Genomic DNA, 19,161 nt, shown 5'->3' with positions numbered 1-19,161 from the left:
GCGATGCCTCGGGTCTGCAACTATGACCTGCGAATCTCCAGCATGTCGCCCCTGACGTTAGATGCCCCATGCATACCGCGCATGCTCTTGCCCCCGCTTCTTGCATAGTGCCTGCTGCGGATCAGACGCTGACCGCTGGCGATCCGACGGAGACACATCGATATGGCACCGAACCAGCACGTCAGACTCGCGGTCGATATCGGCGGCACCTTCACGGATGTGGTGCTGGAGACCGAAGCCGGGCGGATGACGCGCAAGGTCCTGACGACGCCGTCGCGGCCGGAGGAAGGCGTGCTCGACGGCATGCGGTTGATTCTCTCGGATGCGCGGATGCACATGTCCGACATCGATGTCTTCGTCCATGGCACCACCCTGGCGACCAACGCCATCATCGAGCGCCGCGGCGCGAAAACCGCCCTGATCGCGACCGAGGGCTTTCGCGACATCATCGAGATCGGCACGGAAAGCCGCTACGACCAGTATGATCTCTCGATCGAGAAGCCGCGCCCACTGGTGCAGCGCGCCCTGCGCTTCACGCTACCCGAGCGCGTCGATGTGCACGGCAAGGTCCGCCTGCCGCTGGATGAGGCGGCGATCGCCGCGCTCGTGCCGAAACTCAAGGCGGCCGGTGTCGAGAGCGTCGCCATCGCCTTCCTGCATTCCTATGCCAATGCCGAGCATGAGCGCCGCACCGGCGCGCTGCTGAAAGCTGCGATGCCGGAGCTCGGCATCACGCTCTCCAGCGAGGTCTGCCCGGAGGTGCGTGAATATGAACGCACCTCGACGGCCATCGCCAACGCCTATGTCCAGCCGCTGATGGCGGGCTACCTCGCCCGCATGGCCGAGGGGCTGGCGCAGGAGCAGTTCCGTGGCGCGATCTACCTGGTGACCTCGGGCGGCGGCCTGACCTCGATCGAGACTGCGCAGCGCTTCCCGGTGCGCCTCGTCGAATCCGGGCCCGCCGGCGGGGCGATATTCGCCGCGCTGACCGCAGCCCAGCTCGGCGAGAGCAAGGTGCTCTCCTTCGACATGGGCGGCACCACGGCAAAGATCTGCCTGATCGAGAAATTCGAGCCGCAATCCTCGCGCATCTTCGAGGTCGACCGCGCTGCCCGCTTCCTCAAGGGCTCGGGGCTTCCCGTGCGCATTCCGGTGATCGAGATGGTCGAGATCGGCGCCGGTGGCGGCTCGATCGCGCGGATCGATGCGTTGAAGCGCGTCACGGTCGGGCCCGAAAGCGCCTCCTCCGAGCCCGGTCCCGCCTGCTATGGACGCGGCGGCACGCATCCTGCCGTCACCGACGCCGATGTCGTGCTCGGTATGATCGACCCAGCCTCCTTCGCCGGCGGCACCATCCCGCTCGACCCGGACTTGTCGCGCAAGGCGCTCCTGGCCGATATCGGCGAGCCGCTCGGGCTCGATGCCGAAACTGCCGCCTATGCCGTGCATGAAATGGTCTGCGAGAACATGGCGAGCGCGGCCCGCGTGCATGCGGTCGAGCGCGGCGCGGTCGTCGGCGATCACACGCTGATCGCCTTCGGCGGGGCGGCCCCGCTGCATGCCGCGCGCGTGGCCGAGAAGATCGGCGTCAAGCGCGTCATCGTGCCGCCCAATGCCGGTGTCGGCTCGGCTGTCGGCTTCCTCGCCGCGCCGGTCTCCTATGAACTGGTCAGGAGCCGCCATGTCAGGCTCGACGCCTTTGACGGGGCGCTGGTCTCGGATCTTCTCTCGGAGATGGAGCTGGAAGCACGCGCCTTGGTCGAGCCCGGTGCGCGCGGCGAACCCGTGATCGCGCGCCGCGTCGCCTTCATGCGCTATGTCGGCCAGGGCCATGAGATCACCGTGACCTTGCCCTCCGGCGTGCTGGGCGAGCAGGATATTCCCCCGCTGCGGAGCGCTTTCGAGGCCGATTACGCCGCCCTGTTCGCGCGGCCCATTCCCGGAGCCGCGATCGAGATCCTGAGCTGGTCGGTTCTGGTCACGACGCAGCCTCCGAAGCCCGAAGTGGCGCCGCGTGTCGCGAGTTCGGCAGCGCCGGAGGCTTCCGGCAGCCGCTCCTTCCATGACGGCAAGGCCGGCGCCAGCATCATGATCCCGCTCTACCGGCGCGAGGCGATGATGCCGGGCGCTTCGATCGCCGGCCCCGCCATCATCGCCGAGGACGAGACCTCGACCTTCGTGTCGATGAGCTTCGACGCGCATATCGACGCCATCGGCTGCATCGTGATGGACCGCAAAATTCTCGACCGCCAGATTCTGGACCGCGAAGCCGCGTGAGGAGAGATCAGATGAGTCAGACCGACAAGATCAGCCTGATCGATCTCCAGATCATGTGGAACCGCCTGATCGCGGTGGTGGAGGAACAGGGCCAGATCCTGATGCGCACCGCGTTTTCGCCGATCGTGCGCGAATGCGGCGACATCTCCGCCGGCGTCTTCGACCTGCAGGGCCGGATGCTGGCCCAGGGCGTCACCGGCACGCCGGGCCACGTCAACTCCATGGCGGAATCGGTGAAGCACTTCATCCGCCATTTCCCGATCGAGACGATGAAGGAAGGCGACGCCTACATCACCAACGATCCCTGGATGGGTACCGGCCATCTCAACGACTTCGTCGTGACGACGCCCGCCTTCAGAAACGGCAAGCCGGTCGCGCTGTTTTCCTGCACCAGCCATCTGATGGATATCGGCGGCATCGGCTTCGGGCCCGACGCCACCGACGTCTTCATGGAGGGGCTCTATCTGCCGATGCTGAAACTGATCGATGCCGGCAAGGTCGACCAGAACGTCATGGCGATCATCCGCGCCAATACGCGCCAGCCCGTCGATACCGAAGGCGACACCTATTCGCTCGCCGCCTGCAACGACATGGGCGCGAAACGCCTGGTCGAAATGATGGACGAGTTCGGCATCGAGACGCTCGACGAACTCGCCGACCATATCTGCGCGCGCTCACGCGAAGCCGTGCTGGCCGAGATCGTCAAGCTGCCGAAAGGCACCTGGCGCAACGAGATGGTCGTCGACGGCTATGACGTACCGGTCACGCTCGCCGCCAAGCTGACCATCTCGGATGACGGCATCCATGTCGATTTCACTGGCACCTCGCCGCAGGCGCAGCGCGGCATCAACGTGCCGCATTCCTATACCACCGCTTATACCGTCTTCGGGTTGGGCTGCGTCGTCGCCGCCCAAATCCCCAACAATGCCGGCTCACTGGGCCCGCTGACCGTTTCCGCGCCATCGGGCTCGATCCTGAACGCACCCAAACCGGCAGCCGTGTCCTCGCGCCATGTCATCGGCCAGATGCTGCCCGACGTCGTCTTCGGCTGCCTGCGCCAGGTCATCCCGGAGCGCGTGCCGGCCGAGGGCACCTCCTGCCTGTGGAATCTGAACGTGCGCGGCCGGACGCATGCCGGCGCGCAAGGCAATTACGGTTTCGCCATGGCTGTCACTAGCAATGGCGGCACCGGCGCGCGCTTCGACAAGGACGGGCTCTCGGCCACCGCCTATCCCAGCGGCGTGCGCGGCACGCCGGTCGAGATCGCCGAGACGCAGACGCCCCTGATCTTCTGGAAGAAGGAGCTGCGCCCCGACAGCGGCGGCAATGGCCGCACGCGCGGCGGCCACGGCCAGATCATCGAGATCGAGAGCGGGGTCGACGCCTCCTTCGAGATCCTGGCGGCCTTCGACCGGATCGACCATCCGCCGCGCGGACGCGATGGCGGCGGAAACGGAGCCGCCGGCTATGTCGGGCTCAAATCCGGCAAGAAGCTCAGGGGCAAGGGCTTTCAGGAAATTCCGGCCGGCGACCGGCTGGTCGTCCTGACGCCGGGCGGCGCCGGCATCGGCGACCCGGCCGAACGCGACCCGGCCCTGCTGCGCCGCGACATCGAGGAAGAGTTGGTCAGCGCAAGCTGACCAGCCGTCACCCCGGCCCCTCTTGGCCGGGGATTTGCTTTCAATCATCGACAAACGACTTCATCGGAAGGGCTTACGGATCATGGCGGACCATCGCATCGCGCGGCGCGCGTTTCTGCTGGGAATGGGATTGCTCGGCATGCTGGCCCAGCCTGCTGCCGCGCAAACCAAGCTCGACCTCTCGACCGTCTGGCCCGAAAGCAATTTCCACACGCAAAACGCCATGCGCTACGCCGAGGAGGTGAAGAAGGCGACGAATGGCAGCGTCGATATTCTGGTCAAGGCCGGTGGCCAGCTCGGTTTCAAGGGGCCTGAGCATCTGCGCGCCGTGCGCGACGGCATCGTGCCGATGGCCGATATCCTCAACATCCAGCAGGTCGGCGACGAACCGTTCATGGGCGTGGAAAGCGTGCCCTTCCTCGTCGGCACGCCCGAGGAGCTCAAGATCCTGCACAAATATGTGCGGCCCGAATATGACAAGATCGCCGAGCGCAACAACCAGAAGATCCTCTTCATCGTGCCCTGGCCGACGCAGTATCTGCAGCTCAAGGCCAAGGCGACCACGGTCGAGATGCTGAAGAGCATCAAGATCCGCGTGCCCGACAAGAACGCCGTCGACATGCTCAACGCGGTGGGCATGTCGCCGGTCCTGATCCCCTGGGGCGAGACTGTGCCGGCGCTGGCCTCGGGCGTGGTCGCGGGCGTCTCGACCTCGGCGGTGTCGGGCGTCGACGGCAAGTTCTGGGAGTTCCTGAAATACCTGCTGCCGACCAACCATGTCTGGTCGTCCGAGATGGTCACGATCAATCTCGACAGCTGGAAGAAGCTGAAGCCCGAAGAACGCAAGGCGATGGAAGAGATCGCCGCCAAGCTCGAGCCCGATTTCTGGGCGGCCTCGGTCAAGGCCGATACCGACAGCCTGAAGCGACTGACCGAGGGCGGCATGGAGATCGTGCCGGTGCCGGCGCCGATGATGGCCGATCTGCGCGCCAAGACCGCGCCGCTGCTCGACGCCTTCCTCAAGCGCGTTCCCGCCGCCGACAAGCCGGTGAAGGCCTATCTCACCGAGATGAAGCGCGGCTCGTGACCAACGCCTCCCCCTCCGAACCGCCAAGGTTTGCCGAACCGCAAGCGGTCGCCGTTCCGGCGGCCCTGCGCGCCGTGCTCGACGGAATCGACCGGCTCAGCCGCCTCGACGGCTGGATCGGCGGCGGCTGCCTGCTGGCGCTGACATTGCTCATGCTGTGCGAGATCGGCACCCGCTTCCTGTCGAACTTCCTGCCCTTCTTCCCCGCCTCCATCCCGGTCGCGTGGGAGTATTCCTCCTATCTGATGGCGGCCTCTTTCACCTTCGGGGCCGCCATGACGCTGCGCGCGGGAGGCCATGTCCGCGTCACCCTGCTGATCGGCAAGGCGCCACCGGCCCTGCGGCGACCGCTGGAGGTCCTGGCGGCGCTGCTCGGCTTCGCCTTCATGAGCTTCCTGACCTACGCGATGGTGCGCTTCTCCTGGGGCTCGTTCAGCCGAGGCCAGACCTCGGTCTCGAGCGACACGCCGGTCTGGTTTCCCCAGGCCGTGGTGACCTTCGGCATGCTGCTTTTGACCCTGCAATATCTCGCGCGCGTCATCCAGGCAGCCCTTGGCCTGCCGCTGGAAGACCACTCGATGAAGGCCGCGTCCCCCGCGGACTGAGCATCGCCTCTCCACAGCGCCCTTCCCCTACTCGCAGACCGGTGCGCCGGTCGGGATTACGCCCATGTCCATCGAAGTCATCGTCATGTTCGCGATCCTGTTCAGCCTGCTGGCCTGCGGGTTGTGGATCGGTCTGACGCTCGCGCTGACCGGAACGGTGCTGCTCTTCCTGTTCCGCTCGATGCCGCTCGACCGGCTCCTGCCGCAATATGCCTGGAACATCCTGACCACGCAGGAATTGCTGGCGCTGCCGCTCTTCATCCTGATGGGCGAATTGCTGTTCCGCACCCATCTGTCGCGCTCGCTGTTCAAGGGGCTGGCGCCCTGGGCCGGCTTGCTGCCCGGGCGCCTGCTGCATGTGAACATTTTCGGCTGCACCATCTTCGCTGCAATCTCGGGCTCCTCGGCTGCGACCACCCAGGTCGTCGGGCGTATCGCGCTCACCGAATTGCTCAAGCGCGGCTACTCGAAGGACATCGCCATCGGCTCGCTGGCGGGAGCCGGCACGCTCGGCTTCCTGATCCCGCCCTCCAACATCATGATCATCTATGGCGTGCTCGGCGACGTTTCGATCCTGAAGCTGTTCACCGCCGGCTTCATCCCGGGCTTCCTGCTCGCCGGCACCTTTATGGCCTGGGTGATGATCCACACCACGCTGCGTGGCGACCTCGTGCCCCAGGCCGAGAACGATCTGCGCAATCTGAGCTGGCGCGAGCGCTTTTCCGCCCTGCGCGATCTGGCCCCGGCGCTGTTCCTGATCCTGTGCGTGCTCGGCTCGATGTATGGCGGCATCGCGACACCGTCCGAGGCCGCCGCCGTCGGTGTGCTCGGTGCGGCGCTCGTCACCGCCTTCCAGGGCTCGCTGAATTTCGAGGCGATCAAGGGCATCCTGATCGGCTCGGTGATCACCTGCTCGATGATCGCGCTGATCGTGCTGGGCGCCTCGATCCTGGGCAATGCCGCCGCCTTCCTCGGCATTCCCCAGGCGGTCGCCGCCTTCGTCAAGGGGCTGAATCTCACGCCCTTCATGCTGATCGTCGCGCTGATCGCCTTCTATATCGTGCTCGGCTGCTTCCTCGACGGCTTCTCGATGATCGTGATGACGCTGCCGATCGTGCTGCCGATCGTGAAGCAGGCGGGGTTCGATCCGATCTGGTTCGGCGTCTTCATGGTGCTGGTGGTGGAGATGGCGCAGATCACGCCGCCGGTCGGGTTCAACCTGTTTGTGATCCAGGGCCTGACCGGGGACGGCCTCGGCTACATCGCCAAGGTAACCTTCCCCTATCTGGTCATCCTGATCCTGTTCACCCTGCTCTTGACGATCTATCCCGAGATCGTGCTGTGGCTGCCGAAAGTTCTGGCCGGGTAAAAACTCCCGCCCGGCCGAGCGGTTACTGGCTTCAGTCGATCGCGATCATCACGTCGGACGCCTTGACCACGGCATAGGCCTGCTGCCCGACAGCAAGCTTGAGCTCCTCCACCGCTGCGTTGGTGATGGCCGATGTCACGATCGTGCCGCCGACATCGAGCCGGACATGGGCGGTCGTCGCGCCCTTGGTGATCTCGACGATGGTGCCTTTGAGCTGGTTGCGGGCGCTGATCTTCACGGGTTTTCTCCTGAAACGAACGGGCCGCATGGCCTTGGAATAGGGTGGCATGCCGAGCTCACGGCAATGTTGGGCTCGACCTGTTGCGGCAGCCGTTATATTCAATCAAACAGAACGAAAGCAAACGCGACGAGGGTGAACGCTCATGACGACGAACCGCCGATTTGTGATGGGCGTCGCTGCCGCGCTCCTGTTCGGTTTCTCCGCAAACGTCGCGACCGCGCAGGCCCAGACCAAGGAACTCGTCATCTTCGCGGCGGCGAGCCTGAAGAACGCACTCGACGAGGCCGCCGCCGCCTGGGTGAAGGAAACCGGCAAACCGGCTCCAAAAATTTCCTATGCGGCCAGCAATTCGCTCGCCAAGCAGCTCGAACAGGGCGCCCCGGCCGATCTCTTCCTCTCGGCCGATCTCGACTGGATGGACTATGCCGCGAGCAAGAACCTGATCACGCCGGAGACGCGGGTCAGCCTGCTGGCCAACCGGATCGTGCTGGTCGCGCCCTCGGATTCGACGGCGCAGGTCGCCCTGACACCCGGTGTCGACCTGAGCGCCGCACTCGGCTCCGGCCGCCTCGCCATGGGCAATGTCGAGTCGGTGCCGGCCGGCAAATACGGCAAGGCGGCGCTGGAGAAGCTCGGCGGCTGGGACAAGGTCAAGGACAAGATCGCGCAGGCGGACAATGTCCGCGCCGCCCTGCTCCTGGTGTCGCGGGGCGAGGCGCCGCTCGGCATCGTCTACGCCACCGATGCCGCCGCCGAACCCAAGGTCAAGGTCGCGGCGGTCTTTCCGGAGGATTCGCACCCGCCGATCATCTATCCCGTCGCGGTGACGAAGGACGCGACCAATCCTGACGCGCAGGGCTTTCTGACCTATCTGCGCGGAGCCGGGCCGAAGGCTGCCTTCGAGAAGCAGGGCTTCACCGTGCTGAACAGGCCCGCCAACGCCTCGTGAGCGACTGGCTTTCTCCCGAGGAATGGACGGCGGTCCGCCTGAGCCTGACCGTCGCGACGACCGCGATGCTCGCGAGCCTGCCGCTCGGGCTCGGCGTCGCCTTCCTGCTCGCGCGCGGCCGCTTCTGGGGCAAGTCTCTGCTCGATGCGGCCGTCCATCTGCCGTTGATCATGCCACCGGTCGTGACCGGCTATCTCCTGCTGATCGGCTTTGGCCGGCGCGGGCCGATCGGGCAGTTTCTCTATGATTATTTCGGCATCGTGCTCTCCTTCCGCTGGACGGGCGCGGTGCTGGCCGCCGCGGTCATGGGCTTTCCCCTGATGGTGCGCGCCATCCGCCTCTCGATCGAGGCGGTCGACCGCAAGCTGGAGGACGCAGCCGGCACGCTCGGCGCCAGCCCCATCTGGGTCTTCCTCGTCGTCACGCTGCCGCTTTGCCTGCCCGGCATCGTCGTCGGCATGATCTTGTGCTTCGCCAAGGCGATGGGCGAATTCGGCGCGACCATCACCTTCGTCTCCAACATCCCCGGCGAGACGCAGACCTTGCCCTCGGCGATCTACACCTTCACCCAGGTACCCGGCGGCGAGGCCGGTGCGACGCGCCTGACGCTGATCTCGATCGCGATCTCGGTCGCGGCGCTGGTCGTCTCGGAATGGATGGCGCGCTTCGTCGGGCGCAGGATCGCGGTCGAATGAGCCCGCTCATCGAGATCGCGGTCGAGCACCATCTGGGCGAGTTCAAGCTCGACGCCAACTTCACCTCCAACGGGCGCTTGACGGCGCTGTTTGGCCGCTCGGGCTCCGGCAAGACCTCGCTCGTCAACGTCATCGGCGGCCTGATCCGCCCGGCGCGCGGGCGCGTCCTCGTCGATGGCGAGGTGCTGGTCGATACCAAGCACGGCGTTTTCGTGCCCAAGCATCGTCGGCGGATCGGCTATGTCTTCCAGGAGGCACGGCTCTTCCCCCATCTGACGGTGCGCCAGAACCTGCTGTTCGGGCGCTGGTTCGCGCCGCGCGAAGGGCGCGACAGCATCGCCTTTGCGACCGTGCTGGACCTGCTCGGAATCGGCCATCTGCTCGAACGCAGGCCGGCCGGCCTGTCGGGGGGTGAGAAGCAGCGCATCGCGATCGGCCGCGCCTTGCTGGCCAATCCCCGCCTGCTCTTGATGGATGAGCCGCTGGCCTCGCTCGACGAGGCGCGCAAGGCGGAAATCCTGCCCTATATCGAGCGGCTGCGCGACGAGATCGGCATTCCCATCATCTATGTCTCGCATTCGGTCGCGGAAGTGGCGCGGCTGGCGACGACGCTGGTCGTGGTCGATCAGGGCGCCGTCAAGGCCTGCGGCCCGACGGCAGAGGTGATGTCGCGGCTGGACGTCGCCGCCTTGTCGGGTGCGGCCGAGGCCGGCTCCATCCTGGAGGCGGAGATCGTCAGCCACGATACCGAGTACCATCTCACCAGCCTGAGGACCCAGGCCGGCCTGTTGCAGGTTTCGCGCAGCGCCTTGCCGATCGGCGGACATGTCCGGGTTCGCATTCTCGCCAGCGACGTCCTGATCAGCCTGACGCCGCCGACCGGCGTGAGCGCGCTCAACATCCTGCCGGGCACGATCGCCGAGATCGGCCGGAGGCGCGAGGGTGCGGCGATCGAGCTGGTCATCGACTGCAATGGCGAGAGCCTGCTGGCGCGCCTGACCACGAAATCCGTGGCGGCCTTGGCGCTGAGGCAAGGCAGCCAGGTCTATGCGGTGATCAAGAGCGTTTCCGTCGAGACGGGTTGAGGCTCCGCCCCGCTGCGAGGCACCTTACGCAGCCTGGGCTATGTTCCTGTCGATACAGGGCTCGCCTCCCTTCCTGAAAGGCGGAGTCGGTGCGGCACGATCGGAAGCTGTCGGTGCGGTCCGGCAAAAACCTGTTTAGAACGGGTGGAAGCAACAGGATGCCGACATGTCCGAGACCGCCCGGCAAAAGCCCTCCGCCCTGATCAGCATCAGGATCGACCTCGTGCCGATCGGCCGGCTCGGGCCGGGCAAGGTCGAGCTCTTGGAGGCGATCGAGGCATCGGGTTCGATCTCGGGCGCCGGACGCGCCATGGCGATGTCCTACCGCCGGGCCTGGCTGCTGGTGGACAATCTCAACCGGATGTTCCGTCAGCCGCTCGTCGAGGCCGCGCCTGGCGGCGCCAAGGGTGGCGGCGCGCATCTGACGCCGATGGGCCGCGAGATCGTGGCGCATTATCGGGCCATCGAAAGCAAGGCCATGAAGGCGGCCGCCCTGCACATCGACGCCCTCCGGGATGCGGCAGCCGAGCCGACCTCCTAGTTTCCCGTTGGTGTCAGCCACCCGGATGGCAAAGCGGTTGCATCCGAGTGGCTGCGATGGCCGCGACCAAGCCGCGCGCGGCATTAAGGCGAGAGCGAAGCGATATGAATGACGGCCTGATCGCCCCAGACACCATGCGCAGGGTCGCCGCGCCAGATGACCCGCGCTCGTTACGGCGACGCGAGGATCAGCGCTTTCTCACCGGCGCGGGCCGTTATCTCGACGACCATCTCGTTCCGGGCGAACTCTTCGCCGCCATGGTGCGCTCGCCCCATGCCCATGCCCGCATCCTCTCGATCGATACGACCGCGGCCGCAGATATGCCCGGCGTGCGGGGCATCTACACCGCCGACGATCTCGACGGGCTTCACCCCCTGCCCTGCTACATCGTGGTCAAGACCGTCGATCCGCTGATCGTGCCGCCGCGTTTTCCATTGGCGCGCGAGCGAGTGCGCCATGTCGGCGATCTCGTCGCCTTCGTCGTCGCCGAAAGCCGCGAGGCCGCGCGCGACGCCTGCGAGCAGGTCATCGTCAACTACGACATCCTGCCCTCGGTGACGGAACTGCGCGGTGCGCTGGACCCGCAGGCCGCGCAGATCTGGCCGAAAGCCCCGGGCAACCTGGCCTTCCGCTTCGAGCGCGGCGACCGGGAGGCGGTCGCGAAAGCCTTTGCCGGCGCCGCCCATGTCGCCTCCTGCGACCTCGTCAACAACCGCATCGTCGCGGCCGCCATGGAGCCGCGCATCGCACTCGGCCGCTTCGATCCGGCGAGCGGGGTCTATAGGCTGGCGATCAGCGGCGCCTCGGTGCACGCCATCCGCCGCGAGCTGGCTGAGGGCGTCTTCGGCCTGCCCCTCGACAGGATCGAGGTCTCTTGCCCCGATGTCGGCGGCGGCTTCGGCATGAAGAACGTCACCTATCCCGAATATGCCCTGGTGTTGTGGGCGGCGCGCAAGCTCGCGCGACCGGTGCACTGGACGGCCGACCGCCTCGACGAGTTCACCAGCGGCGTGCATGGCCGCGACAACCTCACCAAGGCGCGGCTCGCACTCGACGCCAAGGGCCGTTTCCTGGCGCTGGCGGTGGAGACACTCAGCAATCTCGGCGCCTATGTCTCCTCGCTCGGCCCGGGAAGCTCGACCAATGCGCCCTCGACCGCGATGGGCGGGCTCTACGACATCCCGGCCATGACGATGGATGTGCGCGGCGCCTTCACCAACACGGTGCCGATCGACGCCTATCGCGGCGCCGGCAAGCCGGAGGCCAATTATCTGCTGGAGCGCCTGATCGATACGGCCGCGCACCAGCTCGCGATCGATCCGGCGGAATTGCGCCGGCGCAACTTCATCCGGCACTTTCCCCATCGCAGCGCCTTCGGCACCGTGATCGATTGCGGGGCGTTCGCGGCAAATCTCGACCGGGTCCTGGCGGCGGCCGACCGTGCCGGCTTCGCCAGGCGCAAACGCGAGGCGAAGAAGCGCGGCAAGCTGCGCGGCTTCGGCATCGGCTGCTTTCTGGAGACGTCGCGCGGCCAGCCCAATGAAGAGGCCTGGCTGACCGTGCGGCGCGACGGCGCGATCGACATGGCGGTCGGCACGCAATCCAACGGCCAGGGCCATGAGACAAGCTTCGCGCAGGTCGCAGCGCAGCGGCTGGGATTGCCTATCGAGACCTTCCAGCTGGTGCAGGGCGATACCGCCCTGGTGCCGCGCGGCGGTGGCCATGGCGGGGCGCGCTCCCTGCATCTGGGCGGGACGGCATTGCTGATGGCGGCAGACGATCTGATCGCCAGGGCGCTCCCGGTCGCTGCGCAACTGCTGCAGGTCGGGGCGGGCGAACTGGCCTTCGGCGACGGCCGCTTTCGCACCGTGGCAGGGGCCGACGGCCTGGCGCAGGAGGTCGATCTCTTCACCATTGCCCGGCATGCCGCGGAGAGCAACGGCGCGGCCCTGAGCAGCCATGGCGACAATATCTGCGACGTCATCACCTTTCCCAACGGCGCGCAGGTCGCCGAGGTCGAGGTCGATCCCGAAACGGGAGCCGTATCGCTGGAGCGCTATGTCGCCGTCGACGACTACGGCCGGCTGGTCAATCCGCTGCTGACGGAATCCCAAGTCCATGGCGGGCTGGCGCAAGGCATCGGGCAGGCGCTGCTCGAGGAAGCGGTCTACGATCCCGATTCCGGCCAGCTCCTCAGCGCGACCTTCATGGACTACGCCATGCCGCGCGCCGACGACATTCCGTTTTTCGATCTGGAGATGGTCGAGGTGCCGACGAAAGCCAATCCGCTGGGTGCGAAAGGCTCGGGCCAGGCCGGCTGCATCGGCGCGCCGCAGACGGTGATGAATGCCGTCCTCGACGCGCTGCGCCCGCTCGGCGTGACGCATCTCGACATGCCCGCAACCCCTGCCCGCGTCTGGCGGGCGATCAGGGATGCGCAAGCGGCGGCGCTTTAGGTCATTACCAACCCGCCATCGACATGGAGCGTCTGCCCGGTGACGAAGCCGCTCCAGTCCGAGGCGAGGAAGAGGACGGGGCCGGTGATATCCTCGGGCGTCGCGATCCGGCGCAGGGGCGTCTGGGCGATGAGAGCCTCCCTCACCTCCTCCTTGGTCGCGCGGCTGGCATCGGTCGGATAGACCAATCCGGGCGCGACGCAATTGACCCGGATCCCCAGGGGACCGAGCTCGGCGGCAAGGGTCCGGCTGAAGCCGATCAGGGCCGATTTCGCCGTGGTGTAGTCGTGATAGGGAATGCTCGGGCGCGCGACGAGATCGCTCGTCATGTTGACGATGCTGCCTCTCAATCGCTGCTTCATTAGGGGCAGCACGGCCTGGCAGAGATTATAGGTCGCCTTCAGCGCGCCATCGAATTGCGCCTGATAGGCCGACCAGGGTGTGTCCCAGAAGCGCGTCCGGTCATCGGGATCGAAGACATAGGGTGCGAAAGCGTTGTTGACGACGGCGTCGACCTTGCCGACCTCGTCGGCGATGCGCGCCATCATCGCCGCGACCTCGGCCTCCGAGGTTACATCGGCCGCGATCGCCAGGGCCTGCCCGCCCAGCGCCCGGCAAGCCTCGACGACCTGCAGCGCTGCCGCCTCATTGCTGAGATAGTTGACGACGACGAGTCCGCCCTCGGCGGCGAAGGCTTTTGCAAGCGCAGCCCCGATGCCCCGGCTCGCACCCGTGACGATGATGGTCCTGTCGCGGAAATTCATGATGTCTGTCCGCCGTTAGCTCGTAATGCTCGCATGGGAAACACTGCGTCGTCCCGGGCGACCGAAGGGAAACCCGGGACCCATTCCTGAACGGTTCCGGCATGGGTCCCGGCTCTGCGCTTCGCTCCGCCCGGGACGACGGCGTGTTTCGGGCGAACCTGCAAAATCAAGGAATCAGGTCCGATTTCACCACTGCGGCCATATCGATCGGCCTGGCGATCAGGCCGAGCTGCCTGAAGGTATCGGCCCCCTTCTGCATCGGCTCGGGGTCGAAATGGCCCAGCCCCTTGCTGTCAGTGGTCGGGGAGACGGTGGAGAGGTTGCGCAGCTTGATGATCTCCAGATTGAGCGCCTCGTCGCGGCCGTTGATGGCGCGGGTGACGGCGATCTTCGCAGCCTCCTCGGGCTTGGCGATCATCCAGGCGGCGCTCTCGCGATAGGCGGCAAGGAAGCGCTTCAGCAGCGGCTTCTTCGCCTCATAGGTCGCCTGCGTCACCACGAAGATATCGCTGGGCAGGTTGAGATGGTCCTTGACCTCGATGACGTCGACCTCGGGCAAACCCTTCATCCGGCCGACCAAGAGACCCGTATCCGTCGCGGCGGTGGCGTCGACCTGCCCCTGGATCAGCGGCGCGAAGTTCAGCAGGCCCGTGACCTCGATGGTCACGTCGTTCTCGGTCAGGCCGACCTGCTGCAGCAGCACCTGCAGGTTCTGGCGCGTGCCGCTCGACAGGCTGTAGACGCCGATGCGCTTGCCCTTCAGATCCGCGGGCCTTTTGATGCCGGCGCTCTTGGGAGCGACCACGTTGAAGACGTTCTGCGGATAGATGTTGTAGATCGCCACCAGCTTCTCGCCCTTGTCGAGGGCGAGATAGAGCGAGGCCGGATCGGTGAAGGCGATGTCGGCCTTGCCGGTCAGCATGGTCTGGATGGCGGAGCCGCCGCCCGTGCCCGGCACATAGTCCAGCGCGATCCCCTTCGCCTTGAAGAAGCCCTTGTCGGGCTCGGCGAGCAGATTGGTGATCTCGCTGATCGGCTGGCTCCAGCCGGCGACGGTGACCGTGTCCAGGGTTTGCGCCCGGCTGGCACAGCCCAGCATGGCTGTGAAAGCCAGCGCCAGGGCAGTGCTGCGACGTGATGGGCTGAACATGGACTATCCTTTCAGATGATGGCGAAGCAGCAGGCTCTCGAGCCAGATCGCGGCCTGGTAGAACAGCATGCCCATGAGCGTGATCACGATGAAGAGCGCGAACATCAGGCTTGAATCCATCACGCTCTGGGCGGCGATGATGGAGGCGCCGAGCCCAGCCCTGCCCCCGATGAACTCGCCGACGACCGCGCCGACCAGCGCCAGCACGACAGCGACGCGGACGCCCGCCATGATCACCGGCAAGGCGCTCGGCAGCTTCAGCCGCAGCAAGGTCTGGAGACGCGTCGCACCCAGCATGCGGAAGAGTTCCCGCCGCGCCGGATCGACCTGGCTCAGGCCGGTCATGGTGTTCTCCATCAGCGGGAAGAAGCAGATCAGGGCGGTGATCACGACCGTCGAGGTCATGCCGAAACCGAACCAGATGATGAAGAGCGGGCCGAGCGCGAGCTTGGGAACGACCTGGCTGGCAACGATATAGGGATGCAGCAGGCGGCGCAGGAAGCCGACCTCCGCCAGCACGACCCCGGCCACAAGCCCGACCGCGCAGCCCAAGGCGAGGCCCAGCGCCATCTCGGTCGCCGTGATCCGCAGATGCGGCAGCAGGCGCCCGCTGGCGATCTCGCTCCACAGCGTCGCCAGCACGACCGAGGGCGGCGGCACGATCAGCGCCGGCACGCCGGCAAACCGGCAATAGAGCTCCCAGCCGGCGAGCAGGGCCAGCAGCAACAAGGCAGAGGACAGGCGCGCGATCATGGCGCCAGATCCATCGCCTGCCGCAACTCGCGGCAGAGCGCATTGAAGGCCTGGCCGTAGCGCAATTCGCGATGGCGCGGCCGGGGCAATTCCACGGTGATCTGATGGTGCAAGCGCCCCGCCGCCATCACCGCGACGCGGTCGGCCAGATAGACGGCCTCGGTGATGTCATGGGTCACGAACAGTACTGTCGTTCCGTGCAGGGCGCAGAGCCTCAGGAGGTCGTCCTGCAATTCCTCGCGGGTCAGCGCGTCCAACGCGGCGAAAGGCTCGTCGAGCAGCAGCACCGCCGGCTGGGTGACCAGCGCGCGCGCAACCGCGACGCGGCTTTGCTGCCCGCCCGACAATTCGCTCGGGTAGCGCTGCGCATAGCCGTCCAGCGAAACCAGTTTCAGCAGATCGAGCGCCGCCTCCCGGTCCGTCGCGCGCGGGCGGCGCTTCAGCGAGATCGGCAAGAGCACATTGTCGATTACGCTCGCCCAGTCCAGCAGGGTCGGAGCCTGGAAAACGAAGCCGATCTGCGGCCCCGGCTCGCGCAGGGCGGCGCCATCGATCCTGACGATCCCCTCATCGGGCAGCAGCAGGCCGGCAGCGAGCTTCAGCAGGGTCGTCTTGCCGCAGCCGCTGCGCCCGACCAGGCAATGGATCGCGCCGCGCGGGATCGTCCAGTCGACCTGATCGACGATAGCGGGCCAGTCGCCATAGCCATAGCTTGCCTTGTCGATGGCGACGAAGCCTTCGCTGTGCGGCTCAATCGACATAAGGCGCGAACCCGTCGGCGGCGGCTTCCGCCGCATGCTCGATCTCGGTCATGGTGACGAGGTCGAGCAGGTTGAAGCGCCCGTCATTGTGCCAGCCGGCCTCGGGCGCGGTCATCGAGCCCAGCGCGCAGATGCGCGTCACGCCGACCTGCCCGAGCAGACCGGCGAGCCGGAACAGATCATCGGGTTCCGCCGCGATCCCGACGCTTTGGAGGAAGGACCGGAAGGGGGCGATCAGGCTGACGACATCGTCGAGCCTGTCGACGGCGACGATGGAGAGCGTCCGGTTCAGGCCGCTGGGGGCCAGCGCCTGCGCGTCCTCGACATGGACGATGCTCCAGTCGTCGGCGGGATCGCCCAGAAGGTCGCAGTCGCCGCCAAGGCTACGAAGCTCCTGCGCGCCGCGCCAGGACGCGACGCCGGCAGCCTCCTCGATCGAGAGCGCGCGGCGCGGATGCTTGCGGGCGAAACTCGCCAGTTCATGGGCAACATAGGCGGAGAACTCGCGCGGCGAGACGCGCCCGCCGCGCTCGACGAAAAGCATCTGCGGGGAATAGCAGCCCTGCTGATCGTAGCGCATCACGTCATAGGCGGCCTGACGGGCGAGCGCGCCGGCCTTGCGCGTATCCAACGCCGCGCGCGCGACCATGCCGAAGCCGAACTTGTGGCCATGCGGCAGGTAACGGGCAGTGACGGGAGCGCGGTCCCGGATTGCCTTCAGCGCATCATTGCCGCCATAGGCGACGATGGCGTCGGCCTGCGCCAGCCAGACGCGCTCGCCTGCCTCGTCGCCGCCCTTCCACCAGACCACGGCGAGGCATTCGCCCAGGCGCGGATCGATCTCGGCCAGGATGCGAGCAAACCAGCCCGCCAGCAGCGGCTCGGCGGTGGCGACCTTGCCGATGCTTCCGGCCTTGACCAGCAGGCCGGATATCAAGCTCCAGAGCGGCAGGCCCGGAACATTGCCGGCCCAGACATGCAGCAGCAGGTCCGGCCCGAACGCCTTGGCAAAGCCGCCCTTCGGCCTGGTCTGGAAATCGTCGAGGATCTGCGGATCGGCGAAATCCTCGGCCAGGAAGCGCTTGAGCTGCGGCTGCCGGAAGGTCTTCAGATAGCCGGTCAGGCCGAGCCGGACCATCTCGGGATCATAGCCAGTCACGATCGGCAGCAGTCTTTCGGCCTTTTGCCGCCAGGGATCGTTCCGATCGAGCAATCGCGCGATCGCCTGGTCGATGATCGCGGTGATCTCGGCGATGCGCAGGGTCTTGAGATAGGCGCGGGCATTGTCGCGCACGCGCCCCGCCAGCGCAGTGCCTTGCGCTTCGCTCAGCACGGGTACGCGGATCTCCGCGGCCTCGCCCCAAGCGCTGAAATGAAGCGTCTTCCACTCCACCTCGCCGGCCGACAAGCCAGGTAGATGCCCCGCGAACTCGGTCATGACCTCAGCCACGGGCCGCTTTCAGGAATTCCTCGACCGCCACGGAGCAGCCCTTGGAATCGGCGCCATCGACGCGCCCCAGCAGACGGAAACCTCCGGGGACGACGACGCCGGCATCCTCGGTCAGGATCGCCGAGACCGAGTTGAAATGGGCGAGATCGTGATGGACCAGCACGCCGGTCTCGCCTGCGGGCACATCCTGGCCCGTCAGCGGGTTCACCACCCGGCTGCGGATCCAGTGCGGGCCCGATTTCACCGGCGGACAGGTCTCATTGCCCCAATCATAGAACTGGGTGCCGAGTTCGGTCATGCCGTACATGTTGATGCAGCGATCCCGGGGCACGCCGAGCGCAGCCGACAGAGCGTCGTAGAACTCGTCCGCCGCCAGTTCGCGCGACTGCCCCTTGAAGCCGCCAGTGTCGAGGATGCGGCTACCCGGCGGCAGCGCAAAGTGCCGACCCCGCCGCTGCAATTCGTCGAGCAGGTGCACGAAGCTGAAGCTGGCACCCAGCAACGCGTAAGGCTCGTCCCTCGCCTCAGCGCGCTCCAGCGCCGCGAGCAGGCGCGCCGTGGCGAGGCCTGCCTCGTCGATGAAGCCTTCGCTGTCGGGCGTCCCGCATTCGCGCCGCGCCAAAGCGAGGTAATGCGCCAGCGACGAATTCGGCATCGCCTGCTCGTCGGGAAACAGAATACCCATGCGGATCCGCTCCAGCCCTTGCATGAAGCGCTGCCGGAAATTCAGGATCATCGAGCGGTCATAGACGGCCAGCGTCGGGTGATAGCTGCGGCCCCGCTGCCCGCCACGGGTCGTGCCGCTCGTCATGAAGACGTGCTCGATCTCCTCCGTGGGGCGGCAGCTCAGCGTCAGATCCTTGAAGGCATCGATCGGGACGGCGGGGATGTCGCGCCAGCCCCGGACGGCAAGCGGCGTCCTGCCTCGCGCCGCGGCGAAGCGGCGATAGGGCTGATTGTTCTCGAACTGGTAGGCGAAGATAAGCAGCGCCAGCCGGTCGAAATCCTCGTCCGTCGTGTCCTGCCTGTCGAAGAACTCCAGCAGGGCCGCAATGATCTGCGTTTCCGTCACGTCCATGCACACCTTCCGAGACATCAAGGCGCAAGCCGGCACGTTTCCGGTCTGCGACCCGCTGTCCGGCCAATGGCGCGAGCATGGAAAAGGAGCGGCTTGCCGCCCTATGTCCCGCATCCCTACGCCGGTATGAGCCGGATCAGGTTCGGAGGGTCACCGCGTTGCTCGAAACGGGTTCGAGCCGGCGGAATCTCAGCCTCCTAGCGAGGCCCCCCTGGGAACGAGCGCACCATGACGGCGGCGGCGCGGCCATGTCAAGAATG

At 66.5% G+C, this 19,161-nt stretch carries 17 protein-coding genes and 1 riboswitch; of the genes, 10 read left to right on the top strand and 7 right to left on the bottom strand.

Annotated features, from left to right (window positions below):
* Positions 1 to 162: 162 nt before the first annotated feature.
* From BHK69_RS17710 to BHK69_RS17690, 5 genes are all read left to right on the top strand, one after another.
* Positions 163 to 2,277 (top strand): hydantoinase/oxoprolinase family protein, encoded by a 2,115-nt coding sequence (locus BHK69_RS17710; RefSeq protein ID WP_069691246.1) that lies wholly within the window; start codon positions 163 to 165, stop codon positions 2,275 to 2,277.
* A gap of 11 nt (positions 2,278 to 2,288) precedes the next feature.
* Positions 2,289 to 3,917, top strand: a complete 1,629-nt coding sequence (locus BHK69_RS17705; RefSeq protein WP_069691245.1) for a hydantoinase B/oxoprolinase family protein — start codon at positions 2,289 to 2,291, stop codon at positions 3,915 to 3,917.
* An 82-nt stretch (positions 3,918 to 3,999) separates the two neighbouring features.
* Complete coding sequence (locus BHK69_RS17700; RefSeq protein ID WP_083269511.1) at positions 4,000 to 5,004, top strand: TRAP transporter substrate-binding protein; 1,005 nt, start codon at positions 4,000 to 4,002, stop codon at positions 5,002 to 5,004.
* A complete protein-coding gene (locus BHK69_RS17695) occupies positions 5,001 to 5,609 on the top strand; it encodes a TRAP transporter small permease subunit (protein ID WP_069691244.1) in 609 nt (202 codons plus the stop codon). Before BHK69_RS17700 ends, BHK69_RS17695 begins: the two co-directional genes overlap by 4 nt.
* Before the next feature lie 64 nt (positions 5,610 to 5,673).
* Positions 5,674 to 6,978, top strand: coding sequence for a TRAP transporter large permease (locus tag BHK69_RS17690; RefSeq protein ID WP_069691243.1), 1,305 nt, complete (start codon positions 5,674 to 5,676; stop codon positions 6,976 to 6,978).
* Positions 6,979 to 7,009: 31 nt separating this feature from the next.
* Here BHK69_RS17690 and BHK69_RS17685 read toward each other — a convergent pair whose 3' ends face one another.
* A complete protein-coding gene (locus tag BHK69_RS17685) occupies positions 7,010 to 7,216 on the bottom strand; it encodes a TOBE domain-containing protein (RefSeq protein ID WP_069691242.1) in 207 nt (68 codons plus the stop codon).
* Positions 7,217 to 7,361: 145 nt separating this feature from the next.
* On the opposite strand from BHK69_RS17685, the gene modA reads away from it, so the two are divergent.
* From modA to BHK69_RS17660, 5 genes are all read left to right on the top strand, one after another.
* The gene (gene modA, locus BHK69_RS17680) at positions 7,362 to 8,168 is read left to right on the top strand and encodes a molybdate ABC transporter substrate-binding protein (RefSeq protein WP_069691241.1); all 807 of its coding nucleotides are present in this window, start codon (positions 7,362 to 7,364) and stop codon (positions 8,166 to 8,168) included.
* Complete coding sequence (gene modB, locus BHK69_RS17675) at positions 8,165 to 8,863, top strand: molybdate ABC transporter permease subunit (RefSeq protein ID WP_069691240.1); 699 nt, start codon at positions 8,165 to 8,167, stop codon at positions 8,861 to 8,863. Before modA ends, modB begins: the two co-directional genes overlap by 4 nt.
* Positions 8,860 to 9,948, top strand: a complete 1,089-nt coding sequence (gene modC, locus BHK69_RS17670) for a molybdenum ABC transporter ATP-binding protein (RefSeq protein ID WP_069691239.1) — start codon at positions 8,860 to 8,862, stop codon at positions 9,946 to 9,948. Before modB ends, modC begins: the two co-directional genes overlap by 4 nt.
* A 166-nt stretch (positions 9,949 to 10,114) precedes the next feature.
* Complete coding sequence (locus BHK69_RS17665) at positions 10,115 to 10,489, top strand: winged helix-turn-helix domain-containing protein (protein ID WP_069691238.1); 375 nt, start codon at positions 10,115 to 10,117, stop codon at positions 10,487 to 10,489.
* Positions 10,490 to 10,593: 104 nt separating this feature from the next.
* Positions 10,594 to 12,945: a xanthine dehydrogenase family protein molybdopterin-binding subunit gene (locus tag BHK69_RS17660; protein WP_244548232.1), complete on the top strand. Its 2,352-nt coding sequence runs from the start codon at positions 10,594 to 10,596 to the stop codon at positions 12,943 to 12,945.
* Here BHK69_RS17660 and BHK69_RS17655 read toward each other — a convergent pair.
* From BHK69_RS17655 to BHK69_RS17630, 6 genes are all read right to left on the bottom strand, one after another.
* Positions 12,942 to 13,709: an SDR family oxidoreductase gene (locus tag BHK69_RS17655; protein WP_069691237.1), complete on the bottom strand. Its 768-nt coding sequence runs from the start codon at positions 13,707 to 13,709 to the stop codon at positions 12,942 to 12,944. The two genes, BHK69_RS17660 and BHK69_RS17655, sit on opposite strands and share 4 nt — an antisense overlap.
* Before the next feature lie 166 nt (positions 13,710 to 13,875).
* Complete coding sequence (locus tag BHK69_RS17650) at positions 13,876 to 14,859, bottom strand: ABC transporter substrate-binding protein (protein ID WP_069691236.1); 984 nt, start codon at positions 14,857 to 14,859, stop codon at positions 13,876 to 13,878.
* Between the two features lie 3 nt (positions 14,860 to 14,862).
* Positions 14,863 to 15,612: an ABC transporter permease gene (locus BHK69_RS17645; RefSeq protein ID WP_069691235.1), complete on the bottom strand. Its 750-nt coding sequence runs from the start codon at positions 15,610 to 15,612 to the stop codon at positions 14,863 to 14,865.
* Positions 15,609 to 16,373 carry an ABC transporter ATP-binding protein gene (locus BHK69_RS17640; RefSeq protein ID WP_069693756.1) on the bottom strand — a complete coding sequence of 255 codons (765 nt, stop codon included), beginning with the start codon at positions 16,371 to 16,373 and terminating at the stop codon, positions 15,609 to 15,611. Before BHK69_RS17640 ends, BHK69_RS17645 begins: the two co-directional genes overlap by 4 nt.
* The gene (locus tag BHK69_RS17635; protein WP_069693755.1) at positions 16,363 to 17,811 is read right to left on the bottom strand and encodes an acyl-CoA reductase; all 1,449 of its coding nucleotides are present in this window, start codon (positions 17,809 to 17,811) and stop codon (positions 16,363 to 16,365) included. The genes BHK69_RS17640 and BHK69_RS17635 overlap by 11 nt, the downstream gene beginning before the upstream one ends.
* A 4-nt stretch (positions 17,812 to 17,815) precedes the next feature.
* Complete coding sequence (locus tag BHK69_RS17630; RefSeq protein ID WP_069691234.1) at positions 17,816 to 18,901, bottom strand: LuxE/PaaK family acyltransferase; 1,086 nt, start codon at positions 18,899 to 18,901, stop codon at positions 17,816 to 17,818.
* 93 nt (positions 18,902 to 18,994) lie between these two features.
* A riboswitch (TPP riboswitch) is annotated at positions 18,995 to 19,124 on the bottom strand.
* Positions 19,125 to 19,161 lie beyond the last annotated feature (37 nt).

This window comes from Bosea vaviloviae (genome assembly GCF_001741865.1).
Taxonomy (GTDB): Bacteria; Pseudomonadota; Alphaproteobacteria; order Rhizobiales; family Beijerinckiaceae; genus Allobosea; species Allobosea vaviloviae.
The sequence above is the reverse complement of the archived record's forward strand: the minus strand, read 5'-3'. Positions and strand labels throughout refer to the sequence as shown.

What these genes read in the sequence shown, in the direction of transcription:
- BHK69_RS17660 (WP_244548232.1), top strand. Translation starts at nt 10,594, where the DNA reads ATGAATGACGGCCTGATCGCCCCAGACACCATGCGCAGGGTCGCCGCG.
- BHK69_RS17690 (WP_069691243.1), top strand. Translation starts at nt 5,674, where the DNA reads ATGTCCATCGAAGTCATCGTCATGTTCGCGATCCTGTTCAGCCTGCTG.
- BHK69_RS17705 (WP_069691245.1), top strand. Translation starts at nt 2,289, where the DNA reads ATGAGTCAGACCGACAAGATCAGCCTGATCGATCTCCAGATCATGTGG.
- BHK69_RS17635 (WP_069693755.1), bottom strand. Translation starts at nt 17,811, where the DNA reads ATGACCGAGTTCGCGGGGCATCTACCTGGCTTGTCGGCCGGCGAGGTG.
- BHK69_RS17655 (WP_069691237.1), bottom strand. Translation starts at nt 13,709, where the DNA reads ATGAATTTCCGCGACAGGACCATCATCGTCACGGGTGCGAGCCGGGGC.
- BHK69_RS17665 (WP_069691238.1), top strand. Translation starts at nt 10,115, where the DNA reads ATGTCCGAGACCGCCCGGCAAAAGCCCTCCGCCCTGATCAGCATCAGG.
- BHK69_RS17630 (WP_069691234.1), bottom strand. Translation starts at nt 18,901, where the DNA reads ATGGACGTGACGGAAACGCAGATCATTGCGGCCCTGCTGGAGTTCTTC.
- modC (WP_069691239.1), top strand. Translation starts at nt 8,860, where the DNA reads ATGAGCCCGCTCATCGAGATCGCGGTCGAGCACCATCTGGGCGAGTTC.
- BHK69_RS17640 (WP_069693756.1), bottom strand. Translation starts at nt 16,373, where the DNA reads ATGTCGATTGAGCCGCACAGCGAAGGCTTCGTCGCCATCGACAAGGCA.
- BHK69_RS17700 (WP_083269511.1), top strand. Translation starts at nt 4,000, where the DNA reads ATGGCGGACCATCGCATCGCGCGGCGCGCGTTTCTGCTGGGAATGGGA.
- BHK69_RS17710 (WP_069691246.1), top strand. Translation starts at nt 163, where the DNA reads ATGGCACCGAACCAGCACGTCAGACTCGCGGTCGATATCGGCGGCACC.
- BHK69_RS17645 (WP_069691235.1), bottom strand. Translation starts at nt 15,612, where the DNA reads ATGATCGCGCGCCTGTCCTCTGCCTTGTTGCTGCTGGCCCTGCTCGCC.
- modA (WP_069691241.1), top strand. Translation starts at nt 7,362, where the DNA reads ATGACGACGAACCGCCGATTTGTGATGGGCGTCGCTGCCGCGCTCCTG.
- BHK69_RS17650 (WP_069691236.1), bottom strand. Translation starts at nt 14,859, where the DNA reads ATGTTCAGCCCATCACGTCGCAGCACTGCCCTGGCGCTGGCTTTCACA.